This is a genomic window from Streptosporangium sp. NBC_01639, assembly GCF_045209755.1.
Lineage (GTDB): Bacteria > Actinomycetota > Actinomycetes > Streptosporangiales > Streptosporangiaceae > Streptosporangium.
Genome location: NZ_CP109272.1, coordinates 8,584,282 through 8,598,149 on the forward strand (window position 1 = coordinate 8,584,282; position 13,868 = coordinate 8,598,149).

Below are 13,868 nucleotides of genomic sequence, written 5' to 3' on the forward strand. Positions count from 1 at the left end.
TTCCTGATCTACTTTGTAAAGCGCGCGGGCCTGAGCGCGAACGCCGCCACCGCGACGAAACCCGCCAGCAGCGCGGGAACCGCCAGGGCACGGGGCAGTCCCACGAGTGCGGCCAGGCCGCCGATCAGCACCGGACCGGCGAGGAAGCCCACGTAGGACAGGCTCGCCACCCGGGCCAGAGCCTGCCCGGCGCGGGCCGGATCGCGGCGTCCGGCGGCCGAGAAGACCTGGGGGACGATGCACGACAGCCCCGCACCGAAGCAGCCGAAACCGATGACCCCGGCCACCGGATGATCGATCAGCAGGGCGGCTCCGAGCCCCGAGGCGGCCAGCAGTCCGCAGCCGCGCACCAGCGTCACCGGGCCCAGGAGGGTGGTCAGCCGGTCTCCGGCGAGACGGCCGGCGGTCATCATGATGGAGAAGGCGGCGTAGGCCGCCGCGGCGAACCCGGCCGAGCTGCCGAGGTTGTCACGGAGGTAGACCGAGCTCCAGTCCGCCGCGGCCCCTTCTCCGATCATGCAGCAGATCCCCAGCACGCCCAGGAGCAGCAGCCCGCCGTTCTTGCCCGCGGTGCCGCCGGTGCCGCCGGCGGCGCTCTCCCGGGCGGGCTCCGGGGTGAGGGTGAGCGCCCAGCGGGAGGCCCACAGCGCCAGCGCGACGATGACGGCGGCCACGATGGCGAAGGTGGGCGCGGGGGTCAGTCCGGCATGCGCGAGCAGCCCGCCCGCGGCCGCGCCGAGGAATCCACCGATGCTGAAGACCGCGTGGAAGGAGGACATCAGCGGTCGTCCGGCGGCCTGCTCCACCTCGACGGCGTTGGCGTTCATCGCCACGTCGAGGACGCCGTGCACCACGCCGAAGGCGAACAGCGCGATCGCCAGGGTGACGAGGTTGGGCATGAAGGCGGGGACGACCAGGGTCACGCTCTGCGCGAAGGCCATGGGCAGCATCACCCTGACACTGCCATAGCGGTCGATCAGCCGGCCCACCACCTGCATGCCGGTGATCGCCCCGGCGGCGACGCCGAGCAGGCCGAGGCTGAGCCGGCCGTCGCTCAGCTCCAGCCCTTGTTTGATGGAGGGGATCCGGGCCGTCCAGGTGCCGATGGCCATGCCGGCCAGCATGAAGAGCAGGCAGACCGCGACCCGGCCGCGGACGAGTGTGCCGCGGTCGAGGGTGGTGACGTGCATGAGGGGGAGGGCTCCAGTCAGACGGTGCGGATGATGACACCCGCGGCGGTGAGGGCGTCGTGTTCGGCAGGGGGGAGCGCGGTGTCGGTGACGACCATGTCGAGGTGGTCCAGAGGGCAGACGGCGCCGAAGGCGGTGCGGGTGAACTTGCCGGAGTCGGTTGCGGCGACGACGCGGCGGGCCGATGCGATCGCCGCCTGTTTGACGGCGACGTCGGTCAGGTCGTGGGCGGTCATGCCGTGCTCGGCCGACAGGCCGCAGCAGCCGATGACCGCCGTGTCAAAGCGTAGCGAACGGATGGCGTGCTCCGTCAGAGGGCCGGTGAAGCAGAGCTCCCCGGGGCGCACGTCGCCTCCGGGGAGGACCAGCCGGATCCGCGGGGCCGTACTCAGCTCCTGGGCGGCCTGCAGGGAGAGCGGCACGACGGTCAGCCGGCGGTCGCGGATCGCCCTGGCGATCTCCAGGTTGGTGGTGCCGCCGTCCAGCAGCACGGCCTCGCCGTCGACGAGCAGGGAGGCGACCTCGGCGGCGATGCGCCGCTTGGCCTCCACCGCCTCGCGCTCACGGATCCCGAAGGGCGGCTCCTCCCCGCGCAGCAGCAGGCTCACCGCGCCGCCGCGCACCCGTCGCACCACGCCCTGCTGGGCGAGCTCGTCGAGGTCGCGGCGGATGGTCATCTCCGACACCGCGTGCTCGACCGCCAGCTCCGTCACCGAGACGGTGTCGCTGGTGCGCAGCGCGGAGGTGATCGCCCGGATTCGATCAGCACTTTCCATGTGTTCATTTGAACATGGCGGATGTTATTTTGGCAATCGTGCGGGACAATGGCTCCCATGCGCGCGAGTCGTCTGTTGTCACTCCTGCTGCTCCTGCAGACCCGGGGGCGCATGACAGCCACCGAGCTGTCCCAGGAACTGGAGGTCTCGATCCGTACGGTCTACCGGGACGTGGAGGCCCTGTCGTCGGCCGGGGTCCCGGTCTACGCCGACCGCGGCCCCGCCGGGGGATATCAACTGCTGGACGGCTACCGCACCCGTCTCAACGGGCTGACGGCCCAGGAGGCGTCCTCGCTGTTCCTGGCGGGGCTGCCCGGTCCCGCCGCCGAGCTCGGGCTGGGGGAGGAGGCCGCCAACGCCGAGCTGAAACTGCTCGCCGCGCTGCCCCCCGAGCCGCGCTTCCACGCCGCCCGGATGCGTGAGCGCTTCCATCTGGACGTCCCGGGCTGGTACCGGGGCGCCGACGGGGTGCCCTTCCTGGGAGAGGTCGCCGAGGCGGTGTGGGACCAGCGGCCGCTGCGCATGACCTACCGTCGCTGGGGCCCCCGCGACGTCGAGCGGCTGGCCCACCCCTACGGCCTCGTCCTCAAGGGCGGGGCGTGGTACATGGTGGCCGCCGCCGACGGGGGAGCGCCGCGCACCTACCGGGTGTCGCGGATCATCGCCGCCCGGCTCCTCGACGGGCGTTTCGAGCGGCCCGGCGACTTCGACCTGGCCGCCTACTGGGAGAGTTACGCGGTCGACTTCCAGGCCCGGATGTACACCGCCGAGGCCCTGGTGCGGGTGGCACCCGGCATCGAGGACATGCTGCGCTACACGGTCGGCGCCGAGATCGGCGACGCCGCGCTGGCCGGGGCCGGTCCGCCCGACGAGCACGGCTGGGTCGTGCTGCGCCTGCCGATCGAGTCGGTCAGGCACGCCCACTGGCTGCTGCTGCGGCTGGGCGCCGACATCGAGGTCCTGGAGCCCGCCGAGCTGCGCGACCGGATGGCCGCCACGATCGTCCAGCTCGCCGACCGGTACGGCGTACACCCGGGTTGACCGCTGACGGCGGCGGGATGTGCCTCCACCGCCTCCTCCACTGCTCCCTGCGTAGTTTACTTCGTAAAGGGGCAGGCCGGAGTTCACTCCCCGTTACGAATGTCAGCCAGACGCTTCACCGAATGGCGGATCTCCTCAAAAGCGACCGTACAGCCGTCACCGAGCGGGCTCTGGGCGAGGAATCCCACCTCCGGGTCGCCGTCGAGGGCGAAGTAGCGGATGAGGTGCCAGAACCTGCCGCCGGTTGAGACATGGAAGGCGAAGGCCGTACCGACGCGGGAGACCCGTAGCCGGATGTCCTCTCCGTCGACGGGGAAGGCGTTGCAGTCGTCGGACGCCCCCCGCGTCACGACCGACACGATCGTGGGCCTGCCCTGAGGGGAGAGCTCCAGGCAGAACTTCGCCCAGTGGTCCCCGTCCCCGTACAGCAGCAGGACCCCGGCGTCGTAGGTGGCGGCTAGGTCCAGCCGGATCCGCGCGCTCAGCGTGAAGTCGCCGGCGAGACGGCCGACCAGGGCGGGCGCGTTGGCGAAGCGGTCCGTACCGCCGGGATCGGTGAACAGGTCGGTCCGCGGACCGGCGCCGATGGTGAGCGTGTCCGCACTGGTGATCTTCCAGTCCGCCGGGTGGTTCAACCAGCGCAGCGGTGCCGGGAAGGCCGGCAAGGTGATCGGCTCCGTCATGGCCGTCTCACTCCTCGGTGTCGTGGATCAACCCCCCGACACCGTGAACGATACCGTCTCCATGATCGCCTGTGGCGCGGGTCGGCGCGATGTCATGGCCGGCGTCAGCGTGGCGGCCGGCGGAGCTTCCGGCCGCCGGGGGCGGGGGTGACGGCCGGGTCGCCGTTCACCCCCGGAACCGGACTCAGGTGGTGGACGGCGCCGGTAGCGGTGCGAACAGGTCGACGCCGTTGCCGTCCGGGTCGCGCACCAGCGCGTAACGCTGCCCCCAGAATGCGTCCCAGGGCGGCTTGTGCCCCTCGTGGCCGGCGTGGACGAGATCGGTGTAGATCCGGTCCACTTCAGCGGGATCGTCGCAGGCGAAGGCCAGGTTGATCCGGGCACCGCCCTGTGGCGGGGCCCATTCCGGGTCGAAGGAACGGATGGTGTCGACGGTGTCCCAGGCGAGTCGCAGCCCACCGGGAAGGGTCACTTCGACATGCGGCTCGTTGTCCGCCGTCGTGGGGATGTCCAGCCCGAGACGGCGGTAGAAGGTCAGGGACTTGTGCAGGTCGGCCACGACGAGGCCGATCAGATTGAACGAAGGTGCCATACCCGTCACAGTAGGAGCCCGGCGGCACGGCCGTCTTGCAGGGATCGGACGTGTTCGCGCCGTCCGTCTTCGCGCCGGGGTCGATCTGGCCGGTGACGGTGGCGTGACAGCTGGTTCGGTCGTGCCCGATCCGCCGGCCGGGCGGTGGCGGCGGCCCCGGTTGGGCAGCGGTGGTTGGTTTTTTCGCTCATGCTCCGCCCTGGTGGACGGAGTCCAGGACGGCCAGTTCGTCCTCGGAGAGGCGCAGCGCGCCGGCGGCCACGTTCGCGACCAGGTGATCCGGGTTGCCGGTGCCGGGGATGGCCAGTACGTGCGGTCCTCGGTGCAACGTCCAGGCCAGCCGGACCTGCGTCGCGCTCGCCCCATGTGCGCGCGCGACGGCGAGCACCTCGTCGCTGTCGGCGCCACTCGCGCCCGCGGTGCGCCCGGTACCGGCGATCGAGTAGAACGGCACGAACGCGACTCCCTGCTCGCCGCAGGTGCGTAGGAACGTGTCGTGTCCGGGCCGCACGCCGATGCCGTACATGTTCTGTACGCAGACCACCGGTGCGATGGCCTGGGCCTCGGCGAGGTGTTCGGGGCGGACGTTGGAGACGCCCAGGTGGCGGATGAGCCCGGCGTCGCGCAGTCGGGTCAGTGCGCCGAAACGTTCGGCGATCGAATCGGTTCCGACGACGCGCAGGTTCACCACGTCGAGGTGGTCACGGCCGAGCTGGCGCAGGTTCTCCTCGACCTGGCCGCGCAGCTGCTCCGGGGTGGCATGGGGCAGCCATTCACCCGACGGGTCCCGGCCCGGCCCGACCTTGGTGGTGATGACGAGATCATCCGGGTAGGGGGCCAGAGCTTGGTTGATCAGTTCGTTGGCGGAACGCAGTGACGAGAAGTAGAACGCGGCGGTGTCGATGTGGTTCACGCCGAGTTCGACCGCGCGGCGCAGCACGCTGATCGCCTGGCCGCGATCGCTCGGAACGGCGCCGGTCCCGAACGCCTCGCCGTTCTGCGTCAGGCGCATCGCGCCGAAACCGATCCGGTTGACCGTCAAGTCGCCGAGCTTCCAGGTGCCCGAGGCCGCCGCGGTGATCGTCTCTGAGGTCATGTTCGAAGTCATGTCCGGAATAATCTCCACGCTGTAGGCTGGCCGCCATTGATTAGGGCATATCTGAATCTTTGGAGTGATCATCCCGGCGGAACTGGCGTTCTCGGCGAGTGATCTGGCACAGATGCGGTTTGCCGTCTCGCCGATGTGGGAGGTCGGGACCAGTTTCCGGCTGCTGAGTTCCGGCTCCGCGCATCCCGTGCACCGGCCCTGGATCGAGCAGGTACGGCCACGGGTGGCGGCCGCCGGACTGGATCGGGGCTGGCTCGCCGAGCTGATCCCGTCCTCGGGTTATGTTCCCGACTTCCTCAACCCGGCACCCGCCGGGCCGGCCCCCACGCTGGCGGAGGAGCTGGCCGAGATCCTGGCGGCTCCCGTCGGCCGGGTGCGCCAGGACCTGGATCGCGTGGGGCACGATCAGGGGCGTCTCGGTCCCCGGTTGCGGACCCTGTACGCCGAGCCGCAGGCCCGGCTCGTCCGGGTCGTCGAAGAGATCGAGACCTACTGGGAGCTGGCGCTCGCTCCTTACTGGGCGCGGATCCGGGCGGTGCTCGACGCCGACGTCTTCTACCGGGCCCGGCAGGTCGCCGAGCAGGGTGCGGGCCATCTCTTCAACGATCTGCACCCCTCGGTGAGCTGGGACGACAACGCGCTGCGGCTGCTCCGCCGGCAGCGGGCCCTGTCCCGGAAGACGGCGGGCGCGGGGCTGCTGCTACTTCCCTCGGCTTTCACCGGACCGGACCCGCTCACCCGGGTGACGCCGCCGGAGCCGCCGCAACTGGCCTATCCGGCGCGCGGCGTCGGCTCGCTGTGGGAGCCTCGGCCCGTCACCAGGACCGCCGCCGTCGCCGCCGTGCTCGGCCGCTCGCGGACTCTGCTGCTGTCCGAACTGGAGACTCCGGCCTCCACCACCGAACTGGCCCGCCGTACCGGCCTCTCCCCGGCCGGGGTGTCCCAGTACCTGACCGCGCTGCGCGACGCGGGCCTGGTCAGCGCCCACCGGGCCGGTCGCTCCGTGCTCTACGCCCGCACCTCGGTCGCCGAATCCGTCCTCGCCGCCTCCTCCCTGTAGTCCTCGGCGTTGACGGTCGGCGCACGATACGGCGAGGCGGCCGAGCTCGCCGCGGCCGGCGCCGACCGGCGGCTTCAGGCGTTCGGGCCACTGGTCGGCGGCGGAAGGGGTGAGGGCGGCGGCGACGGCCTGGTGCAGGGTGGTGGCAGGACGGCCGAGCACCTGGTGCAGGTCGCCGGTCTGGGCCTCCAGTTCGCCGGCGCGGACCTGGCCGTTGAGCCAGCGCATGGCGCCGTCCGCCTCGTCGGGTGCTTCGCGGTAGGCCACCGGGACGCCGGAGACCTCGGTGAGGGTCCGGGCGAGCTGGGGGTAGGTCCACCGGGGGCCGGTGAAGTCGTAGCCGCGGCCCAGGTGTCCCTCGCCGGTCAGCACGTTGGCGGCGGCCTCGGCGAGGTCGGCCCGTAGTGCGGTGTTGAGGCCGCGTCCGCCGGTGGCGTCGGTCAGTTCGCCGGTGGCGACGGCGGTGCGCAGGCCCGGGTTGAGGAACGCCTCGCTGTAGTAGGGGTGACGCAGCAGCGTGTACGGCAGGCCACTGGCGAGGATGGCCTTTTCGATGCCGAGCTGGCCGCTCGGGATGCCTCCAACGCCCGGATGAGGATGAAGGCCGCCGCGTTCCCGGTCATCAAGACGATCGAGGAGTTCGACGTCGCCGCCTCCTCGATCCCCCGGGCGACGTTCGACTACCTGGCCTCGCTGGAGTGGATCGATGCAGCGGAGAACTACTGCGCGGTCGGCCCGGCCGGCACCGGCAAGTCCCACAGCCTCATCGCGTTCGGCGTCGCCGCTATCCAGGCCGGTTACAAGGTCCGCTACTTCACCGCCGCCGAGCTGGTCGAGACGCTTTATCGGGGCCTGGCCGACAACTCCGTCGGCCGCGTGATCGAAAACCTGCTGCGCGCGGACCTGGTCGTCATCGACGAGGTGGGATTCGCCCCGCTGGATGACACCGGCACCCAGTTGCTGTTTCGGTTCGTCGCCGCCGCCTATGAGCGCCGCGCGCTCGGGATCGGCTCGCACTGGCCCTTCGACCAATGGGGGCGGTTCCTGCCCGAGCACACCACCGCGGTCAGCCTGCTGGATCGGCTCTTACACCACAGCATCGTCGTGGTCACCGAGGGTGAGTCCTTCCGCATGCGACAGGCCCGAACCCGAGGCCCAGGACGACCCACCAAGAAGTAGTCAACTACGAAGAGCCGGGGACTTTTTCCTGGCCACCAGCGGCGACACGCACCCGGCCATTGACAGATCGGTAGCAATATGACTACGAATCATCGTTCTTCTGATCTTCGGGGCACATCAGAAGAAGGGTGCCGAGATGCGGCGCGAGCGGGAACTGGAAGACCTCCTCGACTGCTTGTCGGCGTACTCCTCTGTGTTGTGCAGAGGAGTACGGATAGAAAGGCGGAGGGACGTGACCGGTGGTCTGGCCCGCCAGCGCGGCGGGCCAGACCACCCCGATGTTCTACGGCAGGCGCCAGGCCTGGGCGGCCGAGGCGTTGCAGTCGTAGATCTGCAGCTGGATTCCGTTGGCGGGGTTGGCGCCTGGCACGTCGAGGCAGCGGCCGGACGGCGAGTTCACCAGCGTCGTCCCGCCGGACTTCGGCCACCACTGCTGGGCTCCGGTGCCGTTGCAGTCCCACAACTGGACCTTCGACCCGTTCACCCTGGCGCTTTGTGAGACGTCGAGGCAGCGGCCCAGCGCGCGGATCGACCCGTCGGAAGAGACGGTCCACTGCTGCGCGGGCGTTCCGTTGCAGTCCCACAGGCGGACCTGGGCGCCGTTGGCTCCGGTGGCCGGATCGGCGTCGAGGCATTTCGCCGACAGCCCGGAGATCGCCCCGGACCGCGGTGGCACCGGGCCGACGTCATAGGACGGCGGCGCGTCACCCGCGGCGCTGCCCCACCCGGTGTTCGCCGCCGTGCCGAGGGTGAAATCGAGCGTCCCGCCGCCTGCGACGAACGACTCCGGTAGCCACGGCCGGGTCGAGGTCTGCCCGTTGACCCGCAGGCTCTGCACGTACTTGGCGCTGTCGGAGGCACCCGGCGCGGTGATGGTGATGGTCTTGCCGTTGCCTCTGCTGATGGTGGTCTCGGGGAACTGCGGGCTGGCGAGCACCAGCTCAGCCTTGCCGGGTGCCTGCGGGTACATGCCCAGGGCCGCCCAGACCGCCCACGACGACATCTGGCCGAGGTCGTCGTTGCCGACCAGGCCGTCCGGCGTCGGCTTGAAGATCGTCGTCAACGCGCGGCGCACCACGTCTTGGGTCTTGTACGGAGCGCCGGCGTAGGCGTACGCCCACGGGGTGTTCAGGGTCGGCTCGTTGCCGAGATAGGCATAGGGCTTGTCCGGTCCGCCGTTCAGTTCGGTGAAGAAAGTGTCCAACCTGGACAGGACGGCGGAGTTGCCGCCCATCGCGTCGAACAGGCCGCGGTGGTTGTAGGGCACCATCCAGGTGTACTGCGCGGCGTTGCCCTCGACGTACTCGTTGTGCTGGAGCGGGTTGAACGCGGGGAACGTGGCATCGGCGTTGCGGGGCTGAAGGTATTTGCTGCCGGAGTTGAAGAGGTTGCGCCAGTTTTGTGCCCGCCGCAGGAACGTCTCGGCGGTCGCGTTGTCACCGATTCTCTTGGCGAGCTGGGAGATGGCGAAGTCCGCGCTGGTGTACTCCAGCGTGGTCGACGCCGAGCCCCAGACGTCACCGAGCCCGGTCGGCACGTAGCCGTAGGTGTCGTACTGCAACCAGCCCGGCCGCTGGCGTACCTCCCTGGTGCCGGCGACGATCCGGCGCAGCCCGTCGGCGCTGTCGAAGCCGGTCGCCCCAAAGGCGTGCGCGGTCGAGATGATGATCGCCAGCGGGTCGCCGTTCATCACCCCGGTGCCGCCGTTGGCGACAGTCCAGCGGTCGAAGTAGCCGGCGTGCGCTCCCTGATTGACCGCGGACTGCGCAATGTCGGCTGCCTCCTTCGGCGCGATCAGCGCGATCAGCGCGATCTGGGACCGGTAGACGTCCCAGCCGGAGTAGTTGGCGTACTGCGCGCGGCCTGCCGGCACGGTGCGGATCTGCCCGTCGAAGCCGATGTAGCGGCCGTCGACGTCACTGAACACGTTGGGGTGCAGCAGCGAGTGGTAGAGCGAGGTGTACAGGGTGCGCCGCTGGGTGTCGGTCCCGCCGGCCACCGAGATGCGGCCGAGCAAGTCGTTCCACGCCGTCCTGGTGCCGGCCCTGATCTCATCGAATTCCCGCGATCCCTGTTCGGCGGTGAGGTTGGCCCTGGCGCCGTCGAGGCTGACGAAGGAGATGCCGACCCGGACCGTGACCGTTGGCCGGGTGGCGGTGTCGAAGGAGACGAACGCCGACGCGGCGAGCGCCGAGGCATCCTCGCTCTCGGCGGTGGCGGCGCGTGCTTCTCCTTGCTGTTTCGCAGTTTTCGGTGCCGGGGGGGCCACGCCGGTGCTTTTGCCGTCGATCGTCCGTTTGGTCTCGTCGACCTTGCCGTCCGCCGCAGCCACTCCCGAGGTGGTGAAGGGGCGGTCGAACGCGGCGTGGAAGTACAGCCGGTAGCGGTTTCCAGTGCCGCAGAAGCCGCCGCTGTCGGTGTATCCGGAGATGGTGTCGGTGCCGATGGTGAGCGATCCGCTGGCCGCATTGAACGCCTTCGCGACGTCCACCGAGAGCGAGGCCCGCTGCCCGGCCGGATAGGTGAACCTGCCCATCCCGGACCGGGCCGTCGTAGTGAGCTCGGTTCGCAGGCCATTGTTGAACGTCACCGAGTAGTAGCCGGGCGACGCGGACTCGCCTGCATGACTGAAGGTCGAGTTGCCTACCGGGGAGGAGCCGAGGACCGGCATGAACGGGATGTTGCCGAAGTCGCCGCATCCCGGGCCGGACAGGTGGGTCAGACTGAATCCCCTGATCCGGTTGTCGTCGTAGTGGTATCCGCCGTGCTGGTAGGTCGCCGTGTCCGGGCTCCATTGCAGCATGCCGAAGGGCGCGTCGGCGCCGGGGAAGGTATTGCCGGCGCCACCGCCGTGCCCGAAGTCCGGGCCGCCGGGTTTGGTGCCGACGAACGCGTTGACGTACTGGGCGGGGTCGCTGATCGCGAGCCGTACGGTGGCGGTGGCGGTGGCCGGTACTCCGAGGGCGGTCAGGATGAGGGCGAGCACGAGTAGGGCACGCACTGTGTGCCTCCTGCGGGGAGTGACAACGATGCGGCAATGACCATTCACCGCGGGGGGACATCGTTGTCATAAATGAGAAGTTGATCGGATAATCGGATGGAGGTTTGCCGCTGTCAACGGCTTTCGTCAAGGTTTCTTTCTCTACGCAGCTCACAGCCCGATTACGGTGACGCTAAGAGTGCGTGAACGATCCGGCCGAGATCACGGGCATGTCACGGCCCTCACGTCGTTGTTGACAACGATGTCTGGAGACGGCCTATCTTGGGCCGGTCGGCCGCGCGTCGTCTGATCTCGCTCAGGTCTTCCACAGTTCCATACCGCGGCGGACGAGCCTGGTACCGATCACGGTCTCCGACGGCCAGGAGTCGTCCCCGCCGATGCGGTCGAAGAGCCGGACGGCGGCGGTGCGGCCGAGCTCCTGGACGTTGTAGGCGATCAGGGTCAGCGGGCGGGGCATGAGCGTGGACAGCTCGAAGTCGTCGAAACCCATCAGCGCGGCGTCGTGGCCGCGGCGGCAGAGCTCGTGGATGGCGCCGACCGTGATCCGGTTGTTGCCGGTGAAGAACGCGGTGGGCGGGTCGGCGCCGTCGAGCATGTTCGCGACCACGCGGACGGCCTCTTCGGGATGCGTCACCCCGACCCGGACCAGGGAGTCGTCGTAGGGAATGCCCGCTCCGGTGAGCGCCGTCCGCACTCCGGCCAGGCGTTCGCGCGCGGTGTAGATGGCCGAGGAGTCGGTGATGACACCGATCCGGCTGTGCCCGGCCGCCAGCAGGGCCTCGATGCCGGCCCGGGCACCCCGCGCGTTGTCGATCACCACGCTGTCGGCCAGGATGCCGGACGGCGGCCGGTCCAGGAAGACCATCTGCATGCCCAGCTCCATCTCGGGCCGGGTGTAGGAGTGGTCCGGTCCGGCGGGCACGATGATCAGCCCGTCCACCCGGCGCTGGCACAGCTCGAGGAACTGCCGCTGTTCCAGCTGGGGATCCTCCTCCGAGCTGACCGTGATCAGGTGGGTGTCGTGGGCACGCGCGACCTTGGCCACCGCCGCCGCGATCACCGAGTAGAAGGGGTTGGCCAGATCCTCGATGATCAGCCCGATCGTCGCGGTTCGCCGGCCGGAGCGCAGCGAACTGGCCATGTCGTTGCGCCGGAACCCGAGCTCGCCGATCGCGGCGAGCACCTGCTCGACCAGCTCGGGCCGTACCGTCGGCACGTTGTTGATGACCCGGGAGACTGTTTTCACGCTGACGCCGGCCGTGGCCGCCACGTCGGAGACGGTGGGCCTTCGCGGCCTGTCCTGTCCACCCACCGAAGTCCTCCTGCCGGGATCGCGCTCCCGCCCACGGCCTGACTCGTCCGCCACCACAGGGGTGATAACGATATCCCGGTCAAATGTAATGCTTCGCGGCGCAGGTGACCGCCGGTTGGCCGTCGTTCTGTCCGCCGTTCGATGAACGAGGTCGGTGCGAGCGGGCCGGCGGGGCCGTCCGAAGCCGGAACGATCACTGCTGTCCGGCCCCGCGATCGGTAGGGTGAAGCCGCACGACGCCGGTCGGAGGCCGCCGGTCCCGGTCGGGACGCCGGGCGGCCGACACCCCGGCGGACGAGGGGATCGGCTGCCGGACACCTGGTCACACGGCCTTGTCCGCGCTTTCGGCAAGCCCTCGGCCGCCGTCGTGGGGGTGGGCGCCGTTCCCGACAATCATGAAGACAACGTTGACAAACATTGGTGACTTCCTCTTTGCTTACGGCATTCGATCGGCATTCGACCAGCACCGGTCGGCGCTGGACACCGGTGAACGGCGTGCTCGTCGGCCCGGCGTTCGGAAGGTGTTCCGGTCATCCGGGACACCGCATGAGTCACGGCACCCGCCCCTGATCGCGGACCGCGCGGACGGCACCGGCCGGCAGCAGACCTTTCCACCCCCCTGAACCACGCACCCACCCCGCTACGACCTGTCGAGGTCATGTCCTGGGACGGTGCGGACGAGAGGATCAGCCATGCGACGGAACTCCAGGCGGTTCTGGGCCGCCGTGCTCGGGTTCGCCCTCACCGCGGCCGGGTTGACGATGACGACGGCCGCACCGGCACAGGCAGCGTCGACACAAGCCGGGTCAGTGCAGGCAGCGTCGATGCGAGCCGAGTCGAACGGCGGCGTGCGGGTCATGCCGCTCGGCGACTCCATCACCGACGGATTCAACGTGCCCGGCGGCTACCGCGTCAACCTGTGGCAGCGGCTGGTCACCGGGCAGTACACGGTCGACTTCGTCGGATCCGGGTTCAACGGGCCCTCCACCCTCGGTGACCACGACCACGAGGGGCACTCGGGGTGGCGGATCAACGACCTCGACGCGAACATCGTCGGCTGGCTGCGGAACTCCGCCCCCCGCACCGTCCTGTTGCACATCGGCACCAACGACATGAACCAGAACTACGACGTCGCGGCCGCGCCGGCCCGGTTGTCCGCGCTCATCGACAAGATCCGCGCTAACGCGCCGGTGGCCGAGCTCTTCGTCGCGCAGATCGTTCCGGCGGGTGACCCCGCGCTGGAGGCGCGGATCCAGGCCTTCAACGCCGCCATCCCCGGCGTCGTCGCGCAGAAGGGGCCGATGACTCACCTGGTCGACATGCACACCGGGTTCACCACCGCCGACCTCGCCGACGGCCTGCACCCGAACGCGACCGGCTACGCCAAGATGGCCGAGCGCTGGTTCGCCGCGCTGCGGGCCGTGCCCGGCAGCCTCACCCCGGTGGTCGTGCCGCCGGTCGGCACCGCGGTGTCGCTGGCCAACCCGCAGTCGAACCGCTGCCTGGACGTCTCCGGGATCAGCACCACCCCCGGCGCGCAGATCCACATCTGGGACTGCCACGGCGGGACCAACCAGCGCTGGACCCGCACCGCGGCCGACGAACTGCGCGTCTACGGCGACCGCTGCCTGGACGTGAACGGCAACGGCACGGCCAACGGCACGAAGGTGCAGATCTGGACCTGCAACGGCGGCACTGCGCAGAAGTTCACCTTCACCGCCAACGGCACCATCGTGGGCGCCGGATCGGGCAAGTGCCTCGACGTGGCGGCGAGCGGAACCGCGAACGGGACGCTGGTCCAGCTGTGGGAGTGCAACGGCACCGGGGCACAACGCTGGTCCGTGCGGTGACCGCCGCTGTGGAGGCGCCCGCGAACCGGCGCCTCCACAGCGGCTGAGTATCCGGGTAAACCCCATCGACGATCTC

At 69.8% G+C, this 13,868-nt stretch carries 12 protein-coding genes; 5 read left to right on the top strand and 7 right to left on the bottom strand.

Going from position 1 to position 13,868, the window contains the following annotated elements; all coding sequences use genetic code 11:
* Positions 1-8 precede the first annotated feature (8 nt).
* A complete protein-coding gene (locus OHA77_RS38995) occupies positions 9-1,190 on the bottom strand; it encodes an MFS transporter (protein ID WP_406314288.1) in 1,182 nt (393 codons plus the stop codon).
* Positions 1,191-1,207: 17 nt separating this feature from the next.
* Positions 1,208-1,966 carry a DeoR/GlpR family DNA-binding transcription regulator gene (locus OHA77_RS39000; protein ID WP_326823156.1) on the bottom strand — a complete coding sequence of 253 codons (759 nt, stop codon included), beginning with the start codon at positions 1,964-1,966 and terminating at the stop codon, positions 1,208-1,210.
* Between the two features lie 57 nt (positions 1,967-2,023).
* On the opposite strand from OHA77_RS39000, the gene OHA77_RS39005 reads away from it, so the two are divergent.
* Positions 2,024-3,007 (top strand): helix-turn-helix transcriptional regulator, encoded by a 984-nt coding sequence (locus OHA77_RS39005; RefSeq protein WP_406314290.1) that lies wholly within the window; start codon positions 2,024-2,026, stop codon positions 3,005-3,007.
* 83 nt (positions 3,008-3,090) lie between these two features.
* On the opposite strand, the gene OHA77_RS39010 is transcribed toward OHA77_RS39005, so the two are convergent.
* The 3 genes from OHA77_RS39010 to OHA77_RS39020 form a co-directional block, all read right to left on the bottom strand.
* A complete protein-coding gene (locus OHA77_RS39010) occupies positions 3,091-3,690 on the bottom strand; it encodes a DUF1349 domain-containing protein (RefSeq protein ID WP_406314292.1) in 600 nt (199 codons plus the stop codon).
* A gap of 184 nt (positions 3,691-3,874) precedes the next feature.
* A complete protein-coding gene (locus OHA77_RS39015) occupies positions 3,875-4,282 on the bottom strand; it encodes a VOC family protein (protein ID WP_326823153.1) in 408 nt (135 codons plus the stop codon).
* A gap of 187 nt (positions 4,283-4,469) precedes the next feature.
* On the bottom strand, positions 4,470-5,390 hold the full coding sequence (locus OHA77_RS39020) for an oxidoreductase (RefSeq protein ID WP_406314294.1): 921 nt from the start codon (positions 5,388-5,390) through the stop codon (positions 4,470-4,472).
* Between the two features lie 64 nt (positions 5,391-5,454).
* Here OHA77_RS39020 and OHA77_RS39025 point away from each other — a divergent pair, with 64 nt between their 5' ends.
* The 3 genes from OHA77_RS39025 to istB all read left to right on the top strand — a co-directional run bounded on the left by OHA77_RS39025 (position 5,455) and on the right by istB (position 7,629).
* Positions 5,455-6,450 (top strand): ArsR family transcriptional regulator, encoded by a 996-nt coding sequence (locus OHA77_RS39025; protein ID WP_406314296.1) that lies wholly within the window; start codon positions 5,455-5,457, stop codon positions 6,448-6,450.
* Positions 6,451-6,459: 9 nt separating this feature from the next.
* Positions 6,460-6,855, top strand: coding sequence for a hypothetical protein (locus OHA77_RS39030; protein ID WP_406314298.1), 396 nt, complete (start codon positions 6,460-6,462; stop codon positions 6,853-6,855).
* A 99-nt stretch (positions 6,856-6,954) separates the two neighbouring features.
* A complete protein-coding gene (istB, locus tag OHA77_RS39035; RefSeq protein ID WP_406314300.1) occupies positions 6,955-7,629 on the top strand; it encodes an IS21-like element helper ATPase IstB in 675 nt (224 codons plus the stop codon).
* 283 nt (positions 7,630-7,912) lie between these two features.
* Here the strand turns inward: istB and OHA77_RS39040 are convergent, their stop codons facing one another.
* Positions 7,913-10,630 (bottom strand): lectin, encoded by a 2,718-nt coding sequence (locus OHA77_RS39040; protein ID WP_406314302.1) that lies wholly within the window; start codon positions 10,628-10,630, stop codon positions 7,913-7,915.
* A 295-nt stretch (positions 10,631-10,925) separates the two neighbouring features.
* Positions 10,926-11,942, bottom strand: coding sequence for a LacI family DNA-binding transcriptional regulator (locus tag OHA77_RS39045; RefSeq protein ID WP_406314304.1), 1,017 nt, complete (start codon positions 11,940-11,942; stop codon positions 10,926-10,928).
* Positions 11,943-12,634: 692 nt separating this feature from the next.
* Between OHA77_RS39045 and OHA77_RS39050 the strand changes: the two genes are divergently transcribed.
* Positions 12,635-13,792, top strand: coding sequence for an RICIN domain-containing protein (locus OHA77_RS39050; RefSeq protein ID WP_406314305.1), 1,158 nt, complete (start codon positions 12,635-12,637; stop codon positions 13,790-13,792).
* Positions 13,793-13,868 lie beyond the last annotated feature (76 nt).